General features: G+C 65.7%; 21 protein-coding genes. 17 read left to right on the forward strand and 4 right to left on the reverse strand.

Annotation, left to right across the window (positions count from 1 at the left end):
• Positions 1 to 102: 102 nt before the first annotated feature.
• Positions 103 to 576, reverse strand: coding sequence for a hypothetical protein (locus G0Q01_RS06835; protein ID WP_164196437.1), 474 nt, complete (start codon positions 574 to 576; stop codon positions 103 to 105).
• Between the two features lie 171 nt (positions 577 to 747).
• On the opposite strand from G0Q01_RS06835, the gene G0Q01_RS06840 reads away from it, so the two are divergent.
• From G0Q01_RS06840 to lpxB, 13 genes are all read left to right on the forward strand, one after another.
• Complete coding sequence (locus G0Q01_RS06840; protein WP_108965496.1) at positions 748 to 1,158, forward strand: SufE family protein; 411 nt, start codon at positions 748 to 750, stop codon at positions 1,156 to 1,158.
• Positions 1,159 to 1,259: 101 nt separating this feature from the next.
• Positions 1,260 to 1,823, forward strand: a complete 564-nt coding sequence (frr, locus tag G0Q01_RS06845) for a ribosome recycling factor (protein WP_108965498.1) — start codon at positions 1,260 to 1,262, stop codon at positions 1,821 to 1,823.
• A 28-nt stretch (positions 1,824 to 1,851) separates the two neighbouring features.
• Positions 1,852 to 2,577, forward strand: a complete 726-nt coding sequence (locus G0Q01_RS06850) for an isoprenyl transferase (protein WP_108965500.1) — start codon at positions 1,852 to 1,854, stop codon at positions 2,575 to 2,577.
• The gene (locus G0Q01_RS06855; RefSeq protein ID WP_164213131.1) at positions 2,574 to 3,365 is read left to right on the forward strand and encodes a phosphatidate cytidylyltransferase; all 792 of its coding nucleotides are present in this window, start codon (positions 2,574 to 2,576) and stop codon (positions 3,363 to 3,365) included. The genes G0Q01_RS06850 and G0Q01_RS06855 overlap by 4 nt, the downstream gene beginning before the upstream one ends.
• A gap of 10 nt (positions 3,366 to 3,375) precedes the next feature.
• Positions 3,376 to 4,545: a 1-deoxy-D-xylulose-5-phosphate reductoisomerase gene (gene dxr / locus G0Q01_RS06860; protein ID WP_164196435.1), complete on the forward strand. Its 1,170-nt coding sequence runs from the start codon at positions 3,376 to 3,378 to the stop codon at positions 4,543 to 4,545.
• A 71-nt stretch (positions 4,546 to 4,616) separates the two neighbouring features.
• Entirely contained in the window at positions 4,617 to 5,963 is a 1,347-nt protein-coding gene (gene rseP, locus G0Q01_RS06865; RefSeq protein ID WP_164196434.1) for an RIP metalloprotease RseP, read from the forward strand.
• 150 nt (positions 5,964 to 6,113) lie between these two features.
• Positions 6,114 to 6,239: a hypothetical protein gene (locus G0Q01_RS27060; RefSeq protein WP_255455560.1), complete on the forward strand. Its 126-nt coding sequence runs from the start codon at positions 6,114 to 6,116 to the stop codon at positions 6,237 to 6,239.
• Between the two features lie 84 nt (positions 6,240 to 6,323).
• Positions 6,324 to 8,690, forward strand: coding sequence for an outer membrane protein assembly factor BamA (gene bamA / locus G0Q01_RS06870; RefSeq protein WP_203594925.1), 2,367 nt, complete (start codon positions 6,324 to 6,326; stop codon positions 8,688 to 8,690).
• Positions 8,691 to 8,706: 16 nt separating this feature from the next.
• Complete coding sequence (locus tag G0Q01_RS06875) at positions 8,707 to 9,309, forward strand: OmpH family outer membrane protein (protein ID WP_235939751.1); 603 nt, start codon at positions 8,707 to 8,709, stop codon at positions 9,307 to 9,309.
• A 119-nt stretch (positions 9,310 to 9,428) separates the two neighbouring features.
• Positions 9,429 to 9,890 carry a 3-hydroxyacyl-ACP dehydratase FabZ gene (fabZ, locus tag G0Q01_RS06880; RefSeq protein WP_164196433.1) on the forward strand — a complete coding sequence of 154 codons (462 nt, stop codon included), beginning with the start codon at positions 9,429 to 9,431 and terminating at the stop codon, positions 9,888 to 9,890.
• A complete protein-coding gene (gene lpxA / locus G0Q01_RS06885; protein ID WP_164196432.1) occupies positions 9,887 to 10,675 on the forward strand; it encodes an acyl-ACP--UDP-N-acetylglucosamine O-acyltransferase in 789 nt (262 codons plus the stop codon). The genes fabZ and lpxA overlap by 4 nt, the downstream gene beginning before the upstream one ends.
• Before the next feature lie 5 nt (positions 10,676 to 10,680).
• Positions 10,681 to 11,466 carry a UDP-2,3-diacylglucosamine diphosphatase LpxI domain-containing protein gene (locus G0Q01_RS06890; RefSeq protein WP_164196431.1) on the forward strand — a complete coding sequence of 262 codons (786 nt, stop codon included), beginning with the start codon at positions 10,681 to 10,683 and terminating at the stop codon, positions 11,464 to 11,466.
• Positions 11,463 to 12,620: a lipid-A-disaccharide synthase gene (gene lpxB, locus G0Q01_RS06895; RefSeq protein WP_164196430.1), complete on the forward strand. Its 1,158-nt coding sequence runs from the start codon at positions 11,463 to 11,465 to the stop codon at positions 12,618 to 12,620. The genes G0Q01_RS06890 and lpxB overlap by 4 nt, the downstream gene beginning before the upstream one ends.
• Positions 12,621 to 12,707: 87 nt before the next feature.
• Here the strand turns inward: lpxB and G0Q01_RS06900 are convergent, their stop codons facing one another.
• A complete protein-coding gene (locus G0Q01_RS06900) occupies positions 12,708 to 13,361 on the reverse strand; it encodes an invasion associated locus B family protein (RefSeq protein ID WP_164196429.1) in 654 nt (217 codons plus the stop codon).
• A gap of 408 nt (positions 13,362 to 13,769) precedes the next feature.
• Here G0Q01_RS06900 and G0Q01_RS06905 point away from each other — a divergent pair, with 408 nt between their 5' ends.
• Together G0Q01_RS06905 and G0Q01_RS06910 are read left to right on the forward strand one after the other, a co-directional pair.
• Complete coding sequence (locus G0Q01_RS06905; RefSeq protein ID WP_164196428.1) at positions 13,770 to 15,335, forward strand: helicase HerA-like domain-containing protein; 1,566 nt, start codon at positions 13,770 to 13,772, stop codon at positions 15,333 to 15,335.
• Between the two features lie 11 nt (positions 15,336 to 15,346).
• Entirely contained in the window at positions 15,347 to 15,784 is a 438-nt protein-coding gene (locus G0Q01_RS06910) for a potassium channel family protein (protein WP_164196427.1), read from the forward strand.
• A gap of 123 nt (positions 15,785 to 15,907) precedes the next feature.
• Here G0Q01_RS06910 and G0Q01_RS06915 read toward each other — a convergent pair whose 3' ends face one another.
• Positions 15,908 to 16,024 carry an entericidin EcnA/B family protein gene (locus tag G0Q01_RS06915; RefSeq protein ID WP_095882411.1) on the reverse strand — a complete coding sequence of 39 codons (117 nt, stop codon included), beginning with the start codon at positions 16,022 to 16,024 and terminating at the stop codon, positions 15,908 to 15,910.
• Positions 16,025 to 16,081: 57 nt separating this feature from the next.
• Positions 16,082 to 17,905: an extracellular solute-binding protein gene (locus tag G0Q01_RS06920; RefSeq protein WP_164196426.1), complete on the reverse strand. Its 1,824-nt coding sequence runs from the start codon at positions 17,903 to 17,905 to the stop codon at positions 16,082 to 16,084.
• Positions 17,906 to 18,453: 548 nt separating this feature from the next.
• Here G0Q01_RS06920 and G0Q01_RS06925 point away from each other — a divergent pair.
• Both G0Q01_RS06925 and G0Q01_RS06930 read left to right on the forward strand, forming a co-directional pair.
• Positions 18,454 to 19,227: a 3-hydroxybutyrate dehydrogenase gene (locus G0Q01_RS06925; RefSeq protein WP_164196425.1), complete on the forward strand. Its 774-nt coding sequence runs from the start codon at positions 18,454 to 18,456 to the stop codon at positions 19,225 to 19,227.
• Positions 19,228 to 19,328: 101 nt separating this feature from the next.
• The gene (locus tag G0Q01_RS06930) at positions 19,329 to 20,414 is read left to right on the forward strand and encodes a putative DNA modification/repair radical SAM protein (RefSeq protein WP_235939752.1); all 1,086 of its coding nucleotides are present in this window, start codon (positions 19,329 to 19,331) and stop codon (positions 20,412 to 20,414) included.
• The last annotated feature ends 55 nt before the right edge of the window (positions 20,415 to 20,469 follow it).

The raw sequence follows: 20,469 nt of genomic DNA on the forward strand, positions 1-20,469 counted from the left end.
CGGGGAAAGAAAAAGCGCGCCGCAGACCTGCGGCGCGCTTTTTGTTTCCGGTGCGACATGTCGCCTCGAAGAGAGATACCCATCCCTCCGAGGGAATTTGCGTCAGCGGCTGACGCTTTGCGCGTTGCGCAGACCCTGGACGCGCAGCGCGCGGTAGGGGGCAAGCTCCTTGTCGCTCATCCATTTCGCCACCGTGACCGTGCGCGCGGCCTCGCTGGCCCCGGCTTCGCCGCGGACCTGCAGCGCCAGCAGCCGGAAGGCGAGGGTGCCGGTGTCCTCGGAGCCTTCGACCGGCACCAGGCGCACGTCGAACGGGCCGGGGAAATCTGCAAGACCCGTCACCCGCACGATGAAGCCGCCCGGCCGGCGCTCCAGAAGCAGGTCGGTGATCATGCCGACCGGCGTGCCCTTGTAGGCGTCTTCCTTGCTCGAGAAGAAGCTCGCGGCGGCAGAACGCTGCGGGATCAGAGGGTTGCTCGCGCCGGTTTCGGTGCTCACGGGCGCGCCCTCGTCCTGACCGACGCAGGCGCCGAGCAGGAGTGCCGAGATCATAAGAGCCGATACGGGTTTGAACATGGGTCGCGAAGCCTCTGCCTGTGGTGCTTTTCGGGTTAGCGTATCGGGCCAACATTGAAAAGCATGCATTGCCGGGTCTGGACCTTTGCGGTCTGCCCGCCTACTTCTCGGCACCGATCACAGCCGCGCCTGGTGCTTTCGAGCCGCGCGGCGCGGCAAGCAGGAGCACAGATGGCACAGGCAGGGTTCGAGGAGCTGGTCGAGGATTTCGAATTCCTAGAGGATTGGGAAGACCGCTACCGCACGGTGATCGAGCTGGGCAAGGCGATGGCCCCGCTGCCCGAGGCGCTGAAGGTCCCCGCCACCAAGGTCGAGGGATGCGCCTCGCAAGTCTGGCTGCACCTCACCTGGGAAGGTGGTCGGCTGCAGTTCGAGGGCGAGAGCGATGCGATGATCGTGCGCGGTCTCATCGCGGTGCTGCACCGGCTCTACGACGGGCTCACGCCCGGCGAGGTCGCGGCGATCGATGCCCGCGCCGAGCTCGGGAGGCTTGGCCTCAACGAGCATCTTTCCGCGCAGCGCTCCAACGGCTTGCGCGCGATGGTAGAGCGGATCCAGCAGCAGGCTGCCGCTGCGGTCTGAGCCCTTAGGGGCGGCCACCCGGACCGCAAAGCGCTATACATCCGTCCGCCTCTGGCTTAGAACGCCTTTTAACCGGAATGACTTGAACGGGCAGAACCAACATGTCTGAAGAATTCGAACTCGACACCGCCGATCTCCAGCGCCGCATGGATGGCGCCATGGCCAATCTGCGCACCGAATTTGCCTCGCTGCGGACCGGGCGCGCCTCGGCCTCGATGCTCGAGCCGGTGCAGGTCGATGCCTATGGCTCGATGACTCCGATCAACCAGGTCGGTACCGTCAACGTGCCCGAGCCGCGCATGGTCACCATCAACGTCTGGGACAAGGGTCTCGTCGGCAAGGTGGAAAAGGCGATCCGCGAGAGCGGCCTCGGCATCAACCCGCAGCTCAACGGCACGATCATCATGCTGCCGATCCCCGAGCTGAACGAGGAGCGCCGCCGCGATCTGACCAAGGTTGCCGGCCAATACGCCGAGCATGCCCGCGTTTCCATTCGTAACGTGCGCCGCGATGGCATGGACCAGATCAAGAAGGCAAAGGCCGACGGCCTGTCCGAGGACGACCAGAAGCTCTGGGAATCCGAGGTTCAGGACATGACCGACACCTACATCAAGAAGGTCGACGCCGCGCTGGAGACCAAGCAGGAAGAGATCATGCAGGTCTGAGGCGGAAACGCCCAAGCGAGGAGGGCCTATGCCCAAACCGATCCGAGACGGCAGCGGCCCGCGTCACGTGGCCATCATCATGGACGGCAACGGCCGATGGGCGACCCAACGGGGCCGCCCACGGCTGTTCGGCCACCATGCCGGTGCCAAGAGGGTCCGCGAGATCGTCCAGGCCTGCCCCGATGTCGGGGTCAAGTACCTGACGATCTTCGCCTTCTCGACCGAGAACTGGAAGCGCACCCAGACCGAGGTGGCGGGGCTCATGAGCCTCTTCCGTCGCTATATCCAGAAAGAGGCGCGCGCGCTTCACGCCGAGAACGTTCAGGTCCGCTTCATCGGCGACCGGGTGAAGCTCGACAAGAAGCTGGTGACCCTGATGGACGAGCTCGAGGCGCTGACCTCGGGATGTACCGGGGTCAACCTGACCATCGCCATCAACTACGGCGGCCGCGACGAGGTCGCCCGGGCGACCAAGCGGCTGGCACAGGATGTGGCCGCGGGCAAGCTCAGCCCCGAGGACGTCAACGAAGAGACCTTGCCAAAATATCTTGATACCTGCGTGCTGCCCGACCCCGACCTGGTGATCCGCACTTCAGGAGAGGCGCGCATCTCGAACTTCCTGCTCTGGCAGTCCGCTTATGCGGAATACGAGTTTGTCGATACGCTCTGGCCGGATTTCTGTGCCTCGGAGTTCTCGTCCCTGATCGGCGGCTACGGGCTGCGCGAGCGGCGCTACGGCGGGGTGAAGGCATGAGCTCGGCACGCTGGAGCGACCTCGGGCCGCGCATGGGCTCGGCGGCGGTGCTGATTGTCGTTGCGCTGATCTGCGTCTGGCTGGGCGGGATTTGGTGGCGGCTCGCCATCTCGCTGGCCTGCGGCGGCATGGTCTGGGAACTGGTCAACATGGTCGACACCAACCGCCGGAAGTCGGCCAAAGTGCTTGCCCTTGTCGCCGGCGTCTGCGCTCTGGCGTCGGTCTACCTGCCGCCGGCCTTCGCGCTGCCGCTGCTGCTGCTGCCCTCGATGGTCGGCCTTGGTCAGATGGAGCGGGGCGGGGTGACCTATGCGGTCTTCACCGCGATGATCATGCTCGCAGGCTACGGCATCATGTCGCTGCGCTCGGACTTCGGGCTCACCTGGATGCTGTGGATGGTGACGGTGGTCGTGGTGACCGACGTTGCTGGCTATTTCGCCGGCCGCGCCATCGGGGGCCCCAAGCTCTGGCCGCGCGTCAGCCCCAAGAAAACATGGTCCGGCTCTGCCGCGGGCTGGATCGGCGCGGGCATCGTCGGCGCGGTCTTCGCCGCGCTGTCGCGCGAGGCGGGCTTCGGGCTCGTCGGCGTCTCGATCGCCATCTCCATGACCAGCCAGATCGGCGATATCGCCGAGAGCGCCATCAAGCGCCGCGCCGGGGTGAAGGACAGCTCGAGCCTGCTGCCGGGCCACGGCGGCCTGCTCGACCGTTTCGACGGCATGCTGGGCGCCGCGCTCTTCCTGCTCATCGCGGGGCAGATCGTCGACTTCCCGCCCGGGGTCGAATGAGACACGAGAAATGAGACGCATTTCCATTTTCGGCGCGACCGGATCGATTGGTCAGAACACGCTCGACCTTATCGCCCGTGATCCCGAAAGCTATCACGTCGTCGCGCTCACCGGTGGCAAGAACGTCGCACAACTTGCCAAGGACGCACGTAAATTCGGCGCCGAGCTGGCGGTAACGGCGGATCCCGCGCTGCTGCCCGAGCTGCGCGCGCGGCTGGCCGGATCGTCGGTCGAGGCAGCAGCAGGCCCCGAGGCCATTGTCGAAGCCGCCTCACGCCAGGCCGATTGGGTCATGTCGGCGATCGTCGGCGCGGCGGGTCTGGCGCCGGGGCTGCGGGCGCTCGAGAAGGGCGCGACACTGGCGCTGGCCAACAAGGAAAGCATGGTCTGCGCCGGCCCTCTGGTGCTGCACACCGCGCAGGCCCATGGCGGGCGCGTGCTGCCGGTGGACAGCGAGCATTCCGCGGTCTTCCAGGCGCTGATCGGCGAAGAGATGAGCCGCGTCGAGCGGGTAATCATCACCGCCTCGGGCGGCGCCTTCCGCGACTGGCCGGTGGAGAAGCTGGCCGAGGCGAGCCCCGAGCAAGCGGCGACCCATCCCAACTGGGACATGGGCCAGCGGATCACGATCGATTCCGCCTCTATGTTTAACAAGGCCCTGGAAGTCATAGAAACCAAGGAGTTTTTCGGGCTGGAACCCGAGAAAATCGAGGTCGTCGTCCATCCCGAGAGCATGATCCACGCGCTGGTCGGCTTCTGCGACGGGGCGTTGATGGCGCATCTCGGGCCGCCGGACATGCGCCATGCCATCGGCTTTGCGCTGCACCACCCGCAGCGCGCCGCGCTTCCGGTGGAGCGGCTCGACCTGGTGAAGCTCTCACAGCTGACCTTCCGCCCGGCCTGCGAGACGCGCTGGCCCGCGCTTCGGCTGGCGCGCGAGGTCATGGCGGCGGGCGGGCTCTCGGGCGCGGTGTTCAACGCCGCCAAGGAGCAGGCGCTCGACGATTTCATCGGCAAGCGGATCGGCTTTCAAGACATGGCGGGGATCGTCGAGCGGACGCTGGAGCATCTTTCGGCGGAGAGCGCAGTCACAAGCGCCGAGATCACCCTTGATAACGTCCTCGCCGCTGACCATCTCGCACGCAGGACCGCGCGCGAGCTGATGCTGCAGCACCACTGAAGCTGACCACCGCGCGCCGGTAAGACGGCCCGCCACGGGACAAGAAAAAACGAGTTGAAAGGGCAGGGCCTTTGGAGATCACCCAGCTGATTCCGCAATTCGGGGGCGTTATCTGGACGCTTCTGGCATTCGTCATCGCGCTGTCGGTGATCGTCGCGATCCACGAGTACGGGCATTACATCGTCGGCCGCTGGTCGGGGATCCATGCCGATGTCTTCTCGCTTGGCTTCGGCCCGGTGCTGATGAGCCGTGTCGACAAGCATGGCACCCGCTGGCAGATCGCCGCGCTGCCCTTCGGCGGCTACGTGAAGTTCAAGGGCGACGACACCGCCGCGAGCGGCACCGCCGACACCGCAGCCCTTGAGGCGATGACCGAAGAGGAGCGCCGCCAGACCATGACCGGCGCGCCGCTCTGGGCCCGCGCCGCCACCGTGGCCGCCGGACCGGTGTTCAACTTCGTGCTGACGATCGTCCTGTTCACCGGCATCTTCATGATGCAGGGACAGGTCTCCGAGCCGCTCACCGTGGGCGAGCTGCGCCCGATGCCGAGCGTGCAGGAACTGCAAGAGGGTGACGTGCTGCTGGAGATCGAGGGCATGCCGACGCCCTCCTTCGACGACGCCGAGGGCTTCGACAGTTTCCTCAAGAACCTGCCGCTGCAGAACTCGCTCACCTACACGGTCGAGCGCGATGGCGGCCGGCAAGAGGTCAGTGGCCCCTATGTCTACCCGGCGCTGGTCTCGCAGGTCGTGCCACGCTCTGCCGCCATCGAGGCGGGCATGGAGCAGGGCGACGTGATCATGGCGATCGACGGCGTGCCGATCTTTGCCTTCGACCAGCTTAAGCAGCGCGTGGAAAGCTCGGATGGGGCGACGCTGGGGCTTGAGGTCTGGCGCGATGGCGAGATCCTCGATCTTGCGCTTACCCCGAAGCGCACGGACGAGCCGCTGCCCGACGGCGGCTATCACACCGTCTACCGCATCGGCATCGTCGGCGGCATCTTCTTCGAGCCAGCGACAGAGACCGTTGGTCCGGTCGACGCGGTGAAGGGCGCCGTGAGCCGCACCTACAGCATCGCCGCCGGCTCGCTCTCGGGCCTGTGGCACATGATCGCCGGCAATATCTCCTCGTGCAATCTGTCGGGACCGATCGGCATCGCCGAGACCTCGGGCGCCATGGCCTCGCAGGGGGGGCAGAGCTTCCTGACCTTCATCGCGGTGCTCTCGACCGCCGTGGGGCTGCTGAACCTCTTCCCGGTGCCGGTGCTCGACGGCGGGCACCTGGTGTTCTTCGCCTACGAGGCGGTCACCGGCAAGCCGCCCTCGGAACGGGCGCTGCGCGCGCTGATGTCCGCCGGGCTGGTGTTGATCCTCGGCATGATGGTCTTTGCTCTGACCAACGACATCTTCTGCCCCTGATCTTTCCGGCCCTGGTCCCGGGGCGGAGAAGACGGACCCAAAGACAGTTGAAGGCCGGGCGGGGGTAATCCTCGACCCGGCCTTTTTGCCCTAAATCCGCCATGATGACCCTCTATCGAATGATCTGGGTATAGTTAACCGGGGGACGGAATGCAGACCTTCCAAAACGGCTATCGCGGGCTCGGCGTGCTGCTGGCGATCAACTGGGATCGGTTGTTCTTCGTCGCGGTGATCCTCGTCGCGTTGTATTTTGGCGCCTTCCTGGGAACTCTTTGACCCGTCGCAGTTTCGTCTTTTGACAAGAAGACCTCCACCCGCTACTCACAATAAAAAAATACTTTGGCGGAGTGGACAGCGAGCATGAGCATCGAGCAGAAGTCGGGCAGGCCCCGCGGCAAAAGTTACGCGCATCGCGCAGGCGTTTCGGCGCTTGCCCTATCGCTTGCGGCGGCGATGGCCTTCACCGCGCTGCCCGAGGCAGTGCAGGCGCAATCCTACGCATTCAGCAATGTCCGGATCGAAGGCAACGAACGCATCGAATCCGGCACCATCCTCAGCTACGCGGGCATCGCCCGGGGCGAGACGGTGAGCGCGGGCGAGTTGAACTCGGCCTATCAGCGCATCGTGGACTCCGGTCTTTTCGAGACCGTCGAGATCACGCCGCAGGGGAACACGCTGGTGATCGAGGTCACCGAATTCCCGACGGTCAACCAGATCGCCTTCGAGGGCAACCGCCGGCTCAAGGACGAGGATCTGGCTTCCATCGTCAAGACCCAGTCGCGCCGCGTCTACAGCCCGCGCCAGGCCGAGCAGGACGCCCAGCAGATCGCCAACGCCTACTTGCAGCAGGGCCGCATCGCGGCGCAGGTGACGCCGAAGCTGATCCGCCGTTCGAACAACCGCGTCGACCTCGTCTTCGAGATCTTCGAAGGCGGCGTGACCGAAATCGAGCGCATCGGCTTCGTCGGCAACCAGGCTTTCTCGGACGGGCGCCTGCGCCGGGTGATCCAGACCAAGCAGGCCGGCCTGCTGCGCGCGGTGATCCGCAGCGACACCTACATCGAGGACCGCGTGGCCTTCGATCGCCAGCTGCTGCAGGACTTCTACGCCTCGCGCGGTTACGTGGATTTCCGCGTCACCGGGATCAACTCGGAACTCTCCGAGGAACGTGACAGCTACTTCCTGACCTTCAACGTCGAGGAAGGGCAGAAGTTCAACTTCGGCCGCATCGGCGTGGCGAGCGAGCTGCCCGAGGTCGACGTGGCGAGCTTCCGCAATGCGATCAGCCTGCGGTCGGGCAAGGCCTATTCGCCCGCCGAGGTGGACAAGGAAATCATCCGGCTCGAGCGTCTCGCCACCAAGCAGGGGCTGAACTTCGTCCGCATCGATCCCCAGGTCACCCGCAACGACCGCGCGCAGACGCTGGACGTCACCTTCAACCTGACCCGCGGCCCGCGCATTTTCGTCGAGCGCATCGACATCGAGGGCAACACCACCACGCTCGACCAGGTGGTCCGCCGCGAGTTCGACACCGCCGAGGGCGATCCCTTCAACCCCCGCGCCATCCGCGAGGCGGCTGAACGCATTCGTGCGCTCGGCTATTTCTCGGATGCGCAGGTCGACGCCCGCGAAGGCTCGACGCCGCAGCAGGTCATTGTCGACGTGAACGTCACCGAGAAGCCCACCGGGTCGATCGGCTTCGGCGGCTCCTATTCGACGACCGACGGCCTCGGCGCCTCGATCTCCTTTGCCGAGCAGAACTTCCTCGGCCGGGGCCAGCGCCTGTCCTTCGGGATCAACACCGCGTCGACGAACCAGAGCTACACGTTCAACTTCGTCGAGCCCTACTTCCTGGGCCGCGATGTGTCCTTCGGCCTCGCGCTCAGCTATCGCGAGACGTCGTATGACAGCGCCGATTACGACACGGCAACAGGCCTCTTCCGCCCCAGCCTGACCTTCCCGATCTCGGACAACGGCCGTCTGGGCCTGCGCTACACCTACCGCTACACCGACATCATCGACTACGATGAGGATCAGGTCGGCAACGTCGTGATCTCGGAAGCCGAGGAAGACGCCCGCAACGATCACATGCTGGGCTACACCTTCAGCTATGACACCCGGCGCGAGGGTCTCGACCCCGATCGCGGCTACCTGTTGGAATTCGGCCAGGACTTCGGCGGGCTCGGCAGTGACACCAACTTCGTGCAGACCGACCTGCGCGCCGTGGCGCAAACGCTGGTCTGGAACGAGGAAATTACCCTGCGCGCCACCTTCCAGGCCGGGGCGATCAACTACATCGATGGCGACAGCCGCGTGACCGACCGCTACATGATGACCGAGAACATCATGCGCGGTTATGAATACGCCGGTATCGGCCCGCGCGAAGTCAACGACGACGAGGACATCGATTCCCCCCTGGGCGGCAACTACTACGCCGCGCTGCGCTTCGACGCCGAGTTCCCGCTCGGCCTGCCCGAGGAATACGGCATCAGCGGCGGCGTCTTCTACGACATCGGCTCGATCTGGGGCCTGTCCGACGACACGATCGCGAAAGCCGGGGACAACGAGATCCTCTACAGCGATTTCACCGCCCGCCAGTCGATCGGCTTCTCGGTGTTTTGGGACTCGGTACTCGGGCCGCTCCGCCTGAACTTCTCGACCCCGGTGGCGAAGGAAAAATATGACAACGAGCAGAACTTCAGCCTCTCGGTGTCGAGCACCTTCTGAGCTTGGGGCGCGCAGCTTGCTGCGCGCCGCCGCCCTCGGGCTCGGCCTTGCCGCAACGCCTGCCCTGGCGCAGGACGCCATGCGTCCGGGGATCGTGCAGAGCGAGATCCTTACAGTCGAAATCGACCGGCTCTACGCGGAAAGCGATTTCGGCAAAGAGGTCTCGAAGCTGCTCGAGGAGACCGGCACGGCCATCGCCGCCGAGAACCGTCGCATCGAGGCGGAGCTCACCGCCGAGGAAAAGTCCCTCACCGAGAAGCGCCGGACGATGGACGCCACTGCCTTCCGCAAGCTGGCCGACGCCTTCGACACCAAGGTGCAGGAGCTGCGCGACGCGCAGGACAGCAAGGCGCGCACCCTCGGCAATCTCTCGGAGGAACGTCGGCGCGCGTTCATCTCGCAAGCCGAGCCGGTTCTTGCCGACCTCATGCGCGATGCCGGCGCGAGCGTGATCCTCGACCAGCGCACGGTGTTCCTGTCGACCAATGCCATCGACATCACCGAAACAGCCATCTCGCGGATGAACGAGGTGCTGCCAAAACCCGATCCGCTGCCCGATCTGACCAGCACCCCGAACGCGCAGGTTCCCGTTTCACCGGACACCCCGCCCAAGCCCTGATCATGCGGCTCGCTGTTTCAGCCTGTTGCATCGCGTGACGTCGCCGCGCGCGCGCCGCTTGCCCCGAGCCGCCGGGATTGCTAGGGGAGAGGCGACTTTTTCCTTTTGAAAGGCCGACGATGACCGAGACGCTTCTCAGCGCTGACATCCAGCTGATCCAGCGCATCCTGCCGCATCGCTACCCGTTCCTGCTCGTTGACAAGGTCGTGGAGATCGACGGCACCAACTCGGCCGTGGGCATCAAGAACGTCACGATGAACGAACCGCACTTCCAGGGCCACTTCCCGGGCCTGCCGATCATGCCCGGCGTGACCATCGTCGAAGCCATGGCCCAGACGACCGCGGTCATGGTTGGGGCGGCACTTGATCTCGCCGACAAGGACCTCAAGGTCTATTTCATGGGCATCGACAAGTGCAAGTTCCGCCGCAAGGTGGTGCCGGGCGACGTGCTCAAGATGAAGGTCCGCACCCTGCGCGGCAAGCCGGGCGGCAAGGTCTGGAAGTTCGAGGGCGTGGCCGAGGTCGATGGCGAACTGGCCTGCGAGGCCGAGTTCACCGCGATGATGGACCTGCCGGCGTGACCGATGCCGTGATCCATCCCAGCGCCTATGTAGAGCCGGGCGCGCAGATCGGCGAGGGCTGCACGATCGGCCCGTTCTGCCATGTCGGGCCCGAGGTAGTGCTGGCGGCGAACGTCGAGCTGAAAAGCCACGTGGTGGTCACCGGCCGTACCGAGATCGGCGAAGACACCGTGATCTTTCCCTTTGCGGTGATCGGCGAGATCCCGCAGGACCTGAAGTTCCGCGGCGAGAAGACCAAGCTGGTCATCGGCAAGCGCAACCGCATCCGCGAGCATGTGACGATGAACTCGGGCACCGAGGGGGGGGGCGGCGTCACCCGCGTTGGCGACGACGGGCTGTTCATGGCCGGCTGCCACGTGGCGCATGACGCGCAGGTGGGGGACCGGGTGATCTTGGTGAACAACTCGGCGCTGGCCGGCCATTGCGTGATCGAGGACGACGTGATCGTCGGCGGGCTGTCGGGGGTGCACCAATGGGTGCGCATCGGGCGCGGTGCGATCATCGGCGCCGTGACCATGGTGACCAACGACGTGATCCCCTACGGGCTGGTACAGGCGCCGCGCGGCAAGCTCGACGGACTCAACCTTGTCGGCCTCAAGCGCCGGGGCGTGAGCCGCTCGGACATCACCGCGCTGCGCGCCGCCTTCCAGATGCTGGCGCAGGGCGAGGGCGCCTTTGCCGAACGCGCCAAGCGCCTCGGTGACGAGACCCAGAGCGAATATGTCCGCGAGATCGTCGACTTCATCCTCGGCGACAGCGACCGTCACTTCCTGACGCCGGGCTGATCCACGTGCTGGCTCTGATCGCAGGGCAGGGTGATCTGCCTCGGGCAGTGATCGAAGCCCTGCCCGAACCGGCGCTGGTCTGCGGCATGGAAAGCTCGCCGCCCGACCGGGTGGCGGCGGATCACCTGTTCCGGATCGAGAAGCTTGGCTCCTTCCTGCGCTGGCTCAAGGTACAGGGGGTGACCCGTGTATGCCTGTGCGGCGCGGTCGGCCGGCCCGAGATCAAGGCATCGCGCCTCGACGTGCCGACGCTGCTCTTGCTGCCGAAGATCCTGCGCGCTCTGAAGCGCGGCGACGATGGCGCGCTACGCATCGTCATCGGGCTGCTCGAGGACGCCGGGCTTGAGGTCGTGGGCGCGCATGAGGCCGCCCCGGCGCTGCTTCCGGCGACCGGTGTGCTGACGCAGGCGCAGCCCGGCACCGAGGCAGCAGCGATGGCGACGCTCGCCGATGCGGTGAGCCACCGTCAGGGGCTCGAGGATCTGGGCCAATGCTGCGTCATCTCGGGCGATCAGGTGGTTGCGCAGGAAGACGCGCGTGGCACCGATGCCATGCTGGGCGCGCTGCCGCCGGTGCCGGGCGGCGTTTTCTACAAGGCGCCGAAGCCGGGGCAGGAGCGCCGCGCCGACCTGCCGGTGATCGGCCCCAACACCGCCGTCGGCGCGATCCGCGCCGGGCTCTCGGGCATCGTCATCGAGGCGCAGGGCGTCATGGTGCTCGACCGCGCGGCGGTCATCGAAATGCTGGATGCCGCAGGGCTCTTCCTGTGGGTACGGGAGCGGGACGCATGAAGGTCTTCATCATCGCGGGCGAGCCCTCGGGCGACAAGCTGGGCGGCGCGCTCATGCAGGGGCTGAAGGCGCAGGTTCCCGAGGTCTCCTTCGAGGGGATCGGCGGCGAGCGCATGCTCGAGGAAGGGCTGCAGAGCCTCTTTCCCATGGACGAGATCTCGATCATGGGCATCACCGAGATCCTGCGCAACTACGGCGCGCTCAAGGCCCGCATCCGCCAGACCGCCGAGGCGGTGGTGGCCGCCAAGCCCGACGTGCTGATCACCGTCGACCTGCCGGAATTCTCGCTTCGCGTGGCCAAGCTGGTCAAAGAGAAATCCGACATCCGCACCGTGCACTACGTGGCCCCCACGGTCTGGGCCTGGCGCCCCGGCCGCGCGGCGAAGATGGCGCGGCACATCGACCAGGTTCTGGCGCTGCTGCCTTTCGAGCCACCCTACATGCAGGCCGCGGGCATGCGCTGCGATTTCGTGGGTCACCCCGTGGTCACCGACCCGCAGGCGAGCCAGCCCGAGGCGGCCGAGTTCCGCCTCCGCCACGGCATCGGCGATGCGCCGCTCTGCCTGATCCTGCCCGGCTCGCGCCGCTCCGAGGTCTCGCGCCTCGGCGCGGTGTTCGGCGAGGCTCTGGCGCACCTCAAGCGGCAGCGGCCCGAACTGCGATACGTGCTGCCCATGGCCGCACCGGTGGCAGAGCTCGTGAAGGAGACGGTGAAGGGCTGGCCGGTCGATCCGATCCTGCTCGATCCGCGCGACGAGGGCGAGGCAGGCAAGGCCGAGAAACGCGCCGCCTTTGCCGCCGCCGACGTGGCGCTGGCCGCGTCGGGCACGGTGGCGCTCGAGTTGGCCGCCGCCGGCACGCCCATGGTCATCGCCTATGACATGGGCTGGCTTTCGCGGCAGATCATCGGCCGGCTGATGCTGGTGGATTCGGTGAACCTGGTGAACCTTGTGACCGACAGCCGCACCGTGCCCGAATTTATCGGCGACGACTGCCGGCCCGGGCCCATTGCCGACGCGATCCTCCGCGTGCTCGACGCGCCGCAGGAGCAGACGCGGGCGATGCACCAGACCATGGAGCTTCTCGGAAAGGGCGGCGACGCGCCTGGACTGCGCGCCGCCGAGGCGGTGCTCGCCGGGCTGCGCGAGGGCTGATCCCGGCGCCGCGCGACCCGCGCTGCAGACATGAAAAAGCCCCGGCGCCTTGCGGCCCGGGGCTTTTCGTTTTCCGCACCGCAGCGCTTACTGGCGCAGCGCGCTGGTCTCTTCGTAGCCCGCGGTGAACCCCGAGAGCGACATGTCGAGCGTCACCTTCTGATCCGGCGCCAGCGCCGGGACGATGGTGATCTGCGCGCCCTTGCCCGCCTTGAAGCGGTTCACGTCTTCCTCGGTGAAGCCGACGCGGGCGTAGCAGCCCACGGGGGTGCAGAAGGAGAAGTCGTAGCGCTTGGCCTGGCCGCCGTCGACCGAGATGGTCAGCTTCTGGGTCAGCAGCGTCTCCAGCGGCACGACGAAGGTGCCCCCGGCCGCGACCTGGCCGCCGTTGGCAACCCGGAACAGGCTCACCTCGGCGACATTGTTGCCGTCGCTGTCCTGCAGCAACTGGTACATCTGGCAGGGATCCTCGGCATCGCTGCCCTCGGGCGCGCGCAGGCACTGCAGTTCCCAGGAGCCATGCGTGGCCTTGACGTAGGTCTCGGGCTGCTGCCCGGGCGCGCCGGGCGTCTCGGCGTTTGCGTCCTCGCCCAGCGAGAGACCGCCGGCGGCGACGGTGCCTTCGGCCTGGTCTGCTGCGGGAGCGTCGTTTGTTTGGGCGGCGTCCTGCGCATAGGCCGGCATGGTTGCCAGGGCCGCAGCGAGCGGCAGCAGGCGCAGGATGTGGAGAGGTCTGATCATGGGTCCCCCTGAAACGGTCATTCTTGCCTCATTGCCCGCTTAGCATGCACACCAAGCGGTGTCAGTCCGGAAATGGGAAGCATCACGGGAACGGCAATAAAGCGCGGAAACCATTCATCAAAAAGAGAAAAGGGACCCTGCGGTCCCCTTTCCCTTGCTCCCTGTCGGACCGGCCGACTTTGTCATTGCCGAGACGCTACGAAACTCTTTCCCAACGGTCAACAGGCTTTGCAACGGCAGGGCTTCACTTTTGCACAAAAGGCCGCGCCCGTTGCAAGGGCGCGGCAAGTCAGACAGGGAGGAAGTTCGCCCGAGGCAGGAGAGGACATGTTGCCCCGGACGAATTTCATACTGGCGCCAAAGAGTTAAGATTGTATGCTCGGGTCCGGACGGCAGCGGAGGCAGGCCATGACGGATGATGTTTTTGTAGGCGGTGGCGGCGAAGCCTATTCGGAAAAACAGTATCTTGGGCTGAAGTATGGCAACCGCCACGGGCTGATCGCCGGCGCCACGGGCACCGGCAAGACGGTCACATTGCAGATCCTCGCCGAGGGGTTTTCGGCGGCGGGGGTGCCGGTTTTCCTGTCGGACGTGAAGGGTGATCTGTCGGGGCTCGCGCGGGCTGGCTCGGAGACCGCCAGCCTGCATGCACCCTTCATGGAGCGCAACGCCAAGATCGGCTTCGATACGTTCACCTATACCGGATTCCCGGTGGTCTTCTGGGATCTCTTCGGCGCCAAGGGCCACCCGGTGCGCACCACCGTGGCCGAGATGGGCCCGCTGTTGCTGGCCCGGCTCTTGGAGTTGACCGAGGCGCAGGAGGGCATTCTCAACATCGCCTTCCGGCTGTCGGACGAGCAGGGGCTGCCGCTGCTCGATCTCAAGGACCTGCAGGCGCTGCTGGTCTGGGTCGGGCAGAACGCCAAGGAGCTCAGCCTGCGCTACGGCAATATTTCCACCGCCTCCGTGGGGGCGATCCAACGGCGGCTTCTGGTGCTCGAGAACCAGGGCGGGGCGCGCTTCTTCGGTGAGCCGGCGCTGGAGCTGTCGGACCTGATGAGCTGCGCGCCGGACGGGCGCGGCCATGTGAACATCCTCGCCGCCGACGCGCTGATGGGGGCGCCGCGGCTCTATGCGACCTTCCTGCTGTGGTTGCTGTCGGAGCTTTTCGAGGAATTGCCCGAGGTCGGCGATCCCGAGAAGCCCAAGCTGGTGTTCTTCTTCGACGAGGCGCATCTTTTGTTCGACGACGCGCCCAAGGCGCTGGTCGACAAGGTCGAACAGGTGGCGCGGCTGGTGAGGTCCAAAGGCGTCGGCGTGTACTTCGTGACGCAGAACCCCGACGACATTCCCGAGGACATCCTCGGCCAGCTCGGAAACCGCGTGCAGCATGCGCTGCGCGCCTTCACCGCGCGCGACCGCAAGGCGCTGAGACAGGCTGCCGAGACCTACCGCGAGAACCCGGCCTTCGACACGGAGACCGCGATCCGCGAGGTCGGGACAGGCGAGGCGGTGACCTCCTTCCTTCAAAAGAAGGGCGTGCCGGGCATGGTGCAGCGCACATTGGTGCGCCCGCCGGGCTCGCGGCTCGGTCCGATCACCGACGCAGAGCGGACCGAGGTCATGGATGCCTCGCCGCTGAAGGGCAAATACGACACCCCGGTGGACCGCGAATCCGCCCACGAGATCCTGCAGGCCCGCGCCGCCGCAGCAGCAACTGCTGCAGAAGAGGCCGACAGGGCCGTGGACACGGTCGAGACCGAGATCCGAGACTACAACCGCGCCCGCCGGTACGACCCCACGCCCCGCGCGCAGCCCCGCAAGAGCAGCGCTCCCACCTCGCGCAGCACGCGCTACAGCGCGCCGGACAGCCTCGGCGAGGCGCTGGGGCAAGCGGTGCTGAAGGAACTCTCGGGGACCACCGGCAAGCGTCTGGTGAGAGGCATTCTCGGCAGCCTCTTCAAGGCGCGCTGAGGCCGCCGCGCATGGGCATCGGCACGCAAATCCTGATGGGGAGCGGGCTGCTCTTCCTCTGCGCCGGGGTCCAACTCTGGATCATCGCGCGCGTCGCGCCGGCACTGCTCTCGGCGATCGCGCGGATCGAGGACAAGACCGGGCCCTTGCGGCTCTTCGGGCTGATCTGCATCGCCTTCGGTGCCATGGTGCTCGCCCATACGCTGCAGATCTGGCTCTGGGCTGCGAGCTTTCGCTACTTCGGGGCCTTCGAGACGCTGCCCGAGGCCTTCTACTTCGCCGTGGTGAGCTACACGACCTTGGGATACGGAGACATCACGCTGGGCGAAGGATTGCGGATCTACGGCAGCTTTGCCGCGATCACGGGACTTCTGACCTTTGGGGTGAGCACCGCCTTCCTGCTGGCGGTGCTGACGCGGATCCGCCCGATGCTGGGCGACGAGCGCTGAGCTAAACTGCCGGCACAGGGCGCCGATCCGGGGGCCGTTCCAGGGCGATGCCCCCGGGCCCCCGGGATATTTGCTCCGAGTAAAATGCGCCCGCCGCGCGCGGCAGCGGGGCCGGGCGGCTGGTCAGAACCAGCTGTCGACGGTGCGCGAAGCGCGCGAAACGTCCTGGCCGAAGCCATCGACGGTGCCGCAGGCGGCAAGCGGGGCGGCCAGGAGGGCGAGAAGGAAGAGGCGTTTCATACTGTCTGCTCGTCGTTTGTTGGTCTTGTCGGTCGTCTTGGTCTGGCGGGGCAGACCTCAGTTCTGCTCTTCCCACCACCAGGCGTTGGGCTGCCAGTCGATCCAGTCTCCGTAGACCGGAGTCGGCTCGGCGTAGGTCAGCTCCTTGGCGTGGGCGATCCAGCTCTGATTCCACTCGTAGGTGGGGATGACATATCGGCCAGCGGTGAGCACCCGGTCAAGCGCATGGGTGGCGGCGAGAAACTCTTCGCGGCTGGTGGCGGTCAACAAGTCCTCGATCAGCGCGTCCACCGCCGGGCTCTTGATGCCCATCAGGTTGCGCGAGCCTTCCTGGTCGGCGGCCGCGCTGCCCCAGTAGAGCCGCTGTTCGTTGCCCGGCGAGAGCGAGATGCCACGGCGGAACCAGGTCATGTCGAAATCGAAAGAGGCGCTGCGCGCGTTGAACTGGGCGGAGTCGACCGTGTCGACGCGCACCTTGATGCCGAGGCGCTGCAGCGCCTGCACGTAGATGTCGATCATAGAGCCGGCCTCGGTCTCGCCCTGCGGCAGCACGATGTCGAACTGGAAGGGCTGGCCCTGCGGGTCCATCATCACCCCGTCCTGCACCGTGTAGCCGGCCTCCTGCATCAGATCCATCGCCTTGCGCAGCCCGGCGCGGTTGCGGGCCGAGCCGTCGCCCTGCGGCAGCTGGTAGCCTTCGAGCGTGCCGGGAACCAGGCTTTCGGCGAATGGCTCCAGCAGGTCCTTGACCCGGCCGGACGCCGGGCCGTGGTCCATCGCCAGCTCGGAGTTGGAGAAATAAGAGGTGATGCGCGGCTGTCGCCCGCCGGTCAGCGTTTCGTTGATGTACTCGAAGTTGAACAGCTGGATCATCGCCTCGCGCACGCGCCAGTCGTCAAAACCGGGCCGGCGGGTGTTCATCACGAAGCCAGTCATCCCCGAGGGGCGGCCATGCGGGACAACGGATTTGACCACCTCGCCGGACTGCACGGCGGGGAAATCGTACTGTGTCTCCCACTTTTCCGAATTGAGCTCGCGGTTGGAGTTCAGCAGCCCCGCCTTGAAGGCCTCGAACATGGCGGTGCCATCGCCGAAGAACTCCATGCGCACCTCGTCGAGGTTGGCCTGGCCCTTCATGAAGGGCACGTCTTTGCCCCAGTAATCGGGGTTGCGCTTGAGCGAGACGTAGCGGCCTGCCTCGAAGCTGTCGATGACATAGGGCGCGGTGGTTATGGGCACCACGTCGAGGCCGGAGGCGGCAAAATCCTTGCCTTCCCACTGCGCCTTCTTGAGGATCGGACGCATGCCGACGATCAGCGCAAGTTCGCGGTCCTGCACGTTGAAGGTGAAGCGCAGGCTGTGCTCGCCGGTCTTCTCGATGCTCTCGATGCGGCTATAGGTGCCCTGGTAGCGCGGGTGGCCTTCGGTGCCGAGGGTGTTGAAGCTCCAGATCACGTCCTCGACGGTGACCGGCGAGCCATCGGAGAATTTCGCCTCGGGGCGCAGGGTAAATTCGACCCAGTCGCGCTCGGGCGAGGTCTCGACCGTTTCGCAGATCAGGCAGTAAAGCGTGAAGGGCTCGTCCCAGCTGCGACCCATGAGAGATTCATAGGCCAGAAAGCGCAGCTGCCAGGGCACCGAGCCCTTGAGGATATGCGGGTTGAGGCTGTCAAAACTGCCGACTTCGCCGGTGACGATGCGGCCGCCCTTGGGCGCTTCCGGGTTCACGTAGGGCAGATGATCGAAATCCGCGGGCAGGGCGGGCTCGCCGTACATGGCGATGCCATGCATCGGCTCCGCGCTTGCGGCGAATCCCGAAAATAGGGCCAGCGCGGTGAGCGCGGGCCGGATGGGAGAAAATCTGAAATGAATGGCGGCCATTGTCGAAATCGTCCTGCTCTGCCCTTGTTTTCTTGGTTTTCGACCCTATCGGGGCTTTTACGTCTTTTCAAACTTTTAGGTTGGACTCCGGCAGCAAAGCGCGTATAAAGAGGTCACTGCTCGATAGGTTTCTTGCCTGTATGAAACCTGCCTCAATGACTGAACGCCGGCCTCGTGCCGGCGTTTTTTTTGGTTTTTTCGCGCTCTTCCGGAAAGACCCTGCCATCCGGCGACGCCAAATTCCACGAATCCGACCTGCCGAGTTTGGCGTACGCGTGGCCGCTGTGCGTCGGCATCGCTGTTGAAGATTTGGACGTATGCGCCGGTGTGCGACGGTGCGCCGAGCCTTACAGGGCAGGGCCCGGCTTGCCTAGGGGGGCAGGCCGGGTTCCCGCCTACGAATCCGTGATGACGTTGCGAACACGGGCTTGCAGCTTCGCGCCGGATGACCGAGCAATGCGGAGGAGCGGAACCGGGAGGCATGTCCATCCCGTTCCCCATGCAGGCGGCGAGCCATGTCGGTGCCGCAAGACACGAGGAGTTTTCGCATGTCACTCAAGGGCAAGACGGCAGTCGTCACCGGATCGAACTCGGGCATCGGGCTCGGCGTCGCGCGCGAACTGGCGCGGGCCGGGGCATCGGTGGTGCTGAACTCGTTCACCGACCGGGACGAGGATCACCAATTGGCCGCGGACATGGCCAAGGAGTTCGGCGTCGAGGTGCGCTACATCAAGGCCGACATGTCCAAGGGCGACGAATGCCGGGCGCTGATCGACCAAGCCGGGGCCTGCGACATCCTGGTGAACAACGCCGGGATCCAGCACGTCTCGCCGATCGACGAATTCCCGATCGAGAAGTGGGATGCGATCATCGCGATCAATCTGAACTCGGCCTTCCACACCACCGCCGCAGCGCTGCCGATGATGCGCAAGGCGGGCTGGGGCCGGGTGATCAATGTTGCCTCGGCGCACGGGCTGACCGCTTCGCCGTTCAAGGCGGCCTATGTGGCGGCCAAGCATGGCATCGTCGGCATGACCAAGACCGTCGCGCTGGAAACGGCGCGCGAAGACATCACCTGCAACGCGATCTGCCCGGGCTACGTGAAGACCCCGCTGGTCGAGGCGCAGATCCCCGACACAGCCGCCAAGTACGACATGAGCGAAGAAGAGGTGATCGAGAAGGTCATCCTCGAGCGCCAGCCGTCGAAGGAATTCGCCACCACCGAGCAGATCGGCGGCACGGCGGTGTTCCTCTGCTCTGATTTTGCGGCGCAGATCACCGGCACGACGATCTCGGTCGACGGTGGCTGGACCGCGCTCTGATCGGGCGCTGAGATTGCGGGCGGGGACACTTCGGCGTGAGCCGGGCGTTCCCGCCCAAGCGCGCCATTGATCAGGCACCCATGTGAACATATCATGAACACATGGCAAGAATGACCCTCGATCAGAAGCTCGCGATTCTTTCCGACGCGGCGAAATACGATGCGTCCTGCGCCTCGAGCGGGGGGCAGAAGCGCGACTCCCGAGATGGCAAGGGGATCGGTTCGACCACCGGTTCGGGCATCTGCCACGCCTATGCGCCGGACGGCCGCTGCATCAGCCTTCTCAAGATACTGATGACCAACTTCTGCATCTACGACTGCGCCTATTGCGTGAACCGGGTCAGCAGCAATGTGACCCGCGCGCGGTTCACCCCCGAAGAGGTCGTGACGCTGACGCTGGAATTCTACCGCCGCAACTACATCGAGGGGCTGTTCCTGTCGTCGGGCATCATCCGCAGCCCGGACGAGACCATGTCGGACATGGTGCGCATCGCACGGATGCTGCGGACCGAGCACCATTTTCGCGGCTATATCCACCTCAAGACCATCCCCGACGCCGCGCCCGAACTGATCGAAGAGGCGGGGCTCTACGCCGACCGGCTGTCGATCAACGTCGAGCTGCCCACCGACCGCGCGGTCAAGGATTATGCCCCCGAGAAGGATCCGGCACAGATCCGCCGCGCCATGGCCGATGTGCGGCTGAAACGCGAGGCGGGCAAGGAGCGCAGCTTCAGTGGCAAGCGCCCGCCGCGCTTTGCCCCCGCCGGGCAGTCGACGCAGATGATCGTCGGCGCCGATGGGGCGGACGACACGACGATCCTGCGAACCTCGACCCGGCTTTATTCGGGCTACAAGCTGCGCCGCGTCTACTATTCGGCCTTTTCACCGATCCCCGATGCCTCGGCCGCGCTGCCGCTGATCAAGCCCCCGCTGATGCGCGAGCACCGGCTTTATCAGGCCGACTGGCTGCTGCGTTTCTATGGTTTCGACGTCGAGGAAATCGCCTCTGCCACGAGGGGTGGTCACCTTGACCTCGAGGTCGACCCCAAGCTCGCCTGGGCGCTGGCAAACCGGCATCTCTTTCCGCTCGACGTGAACTTGGCCGAGCGCGAGATGCTTCTGCGGGTGCCGGGGCTCGGGACCAAGACCGTGGCGCGGATCCTGACTGTGCAGCGACACCGCTGGTGAAACAGCGCGACATTGCAGGTGGTGATTTTGGGGGAAGCGGAAGCCGGGCGTAGCC

Source organism: Salipiger sp. PrR007, from assembly GCF_010499845.1.
Lineage (GTDB): Bacteria > Pseudomonadota > Alphaproteobacteria > Rhodobacterales > Rhodobacteraceae > Salipiger > Salipiger pacificus_A.

Coding starts and splice junctions, on each gene's coding strand:
- G0Q01_RS06835 (WP_164196437.1), bottom strand. CDS start 576: ATGTTCAAACCCGTATCGGCTCTTATGATCTCGGCACTCCTGCTCGGC.
- G0Q01_RS06840 (WP_108965496.1), top strand. CDS start 748: ATGGCACAGGCAGGGTTCGAGGAGCTGGTCGAGGATTTCGAATTCCTA.
- frr (WP_108965498.1), top strand. CDS start 1,260: ATGTCTGAAGAATTCGAACTCGACACCGCCGATCTCCAGCGCCGCATG.
- G0Q01_RS06850 (WP_108965500.1), top strand. CDS start 1,852: ATGCCCAAACCGATCCGAGACGGCAGCGGCCCGCGTCACGTGGCCATC.
- G0Q01_RS06855 (WP_164213131.1), top strand. CDS start 2,574: ATGAGCTCGGCACGCTGGAGCGACCTCGGGCCGCGCATGGGCTCGGCG.
- dxr (WP_164196435.1), top strand. CDS start 3,376: ATGAGACGCATTTCCATTTTCGGCGCGACCGGATCGATTGGTCAGAAC.
- G0Q01_RS27060 (WP_255455560.1), top strand. CDS start 6,114: ATGCAGACCTTCCAAAACGGCTATCGCGGGCTCGGCGTGCTGCTGGCG.
- bamA (WP_203594925.1), top strand. CDS start 6,324: ATGAGCATCGAGCAGAAGTCGGGCAGGCCCCGCGGCAAAAGTTACGCG.
- fabZ (WP_164196433.1), top strand. CDS start 9,429: ATGACCGAGACGCTTCTCAGCGCTGACATCCAGCTGATCCAGCGCATC.
- lpxB (WP_164196430.1), top strand. CDS start 11,463: ATGAAGGTCTTCATCATCGCGGGCGAGCCCTCGGGCGACAAGCTGGGC.
- G0Q01_RS06900 (WP_164196429.1), bottom strand. CDS start 13,361: ATGATCAGACCTCTCCACATCCTGCGCCTGCTGCCGCTCGCTGCGGCC.
- G0Q01_RS06905 (WP_164196428.1), top strand. CDS start 13,770: ATGACGGATGATGTTTTTGTAGGCGGTGGCGGCGAAGCCTATTCGGAA.
- G0Q01_RS06910 (WP_164196427.1), top strand. CDS start 15,347: ATGGGCATCGGCACGCAAATCCTGATGGGGAGCGGGCTGCTCTTCCTC.
- G0Q01_RS06915 (WP_095882411.1), bottom strand. CDS start 16,024: ATGAAACGCCTCTTCCTTCTCGCCCTCCTGGCCGCCCCGCTTGCCGCC.
- G0Q01_RS06920 (WP_164196426.1), bottom strand. CDS start 17,905: ATGGCCGCCATTCATTTCAGATTTTCTCCCATCCGGCCCGCGCTCACC.
- G0Q01_RS06925 (WP_164196425.1), top strand. CDS start 18,454: ATGTCACTCAAGGGCAAGACGGCAGTCGTCACCGGATCGAACTCGGGC.
- G0Q01_RS06930 (WP_235939752.1), top strand. CDS start 19,329: ATGGCAAGAATGACCCTCGATCAGAAGCTCGCGATTCTTTCCGACGCG.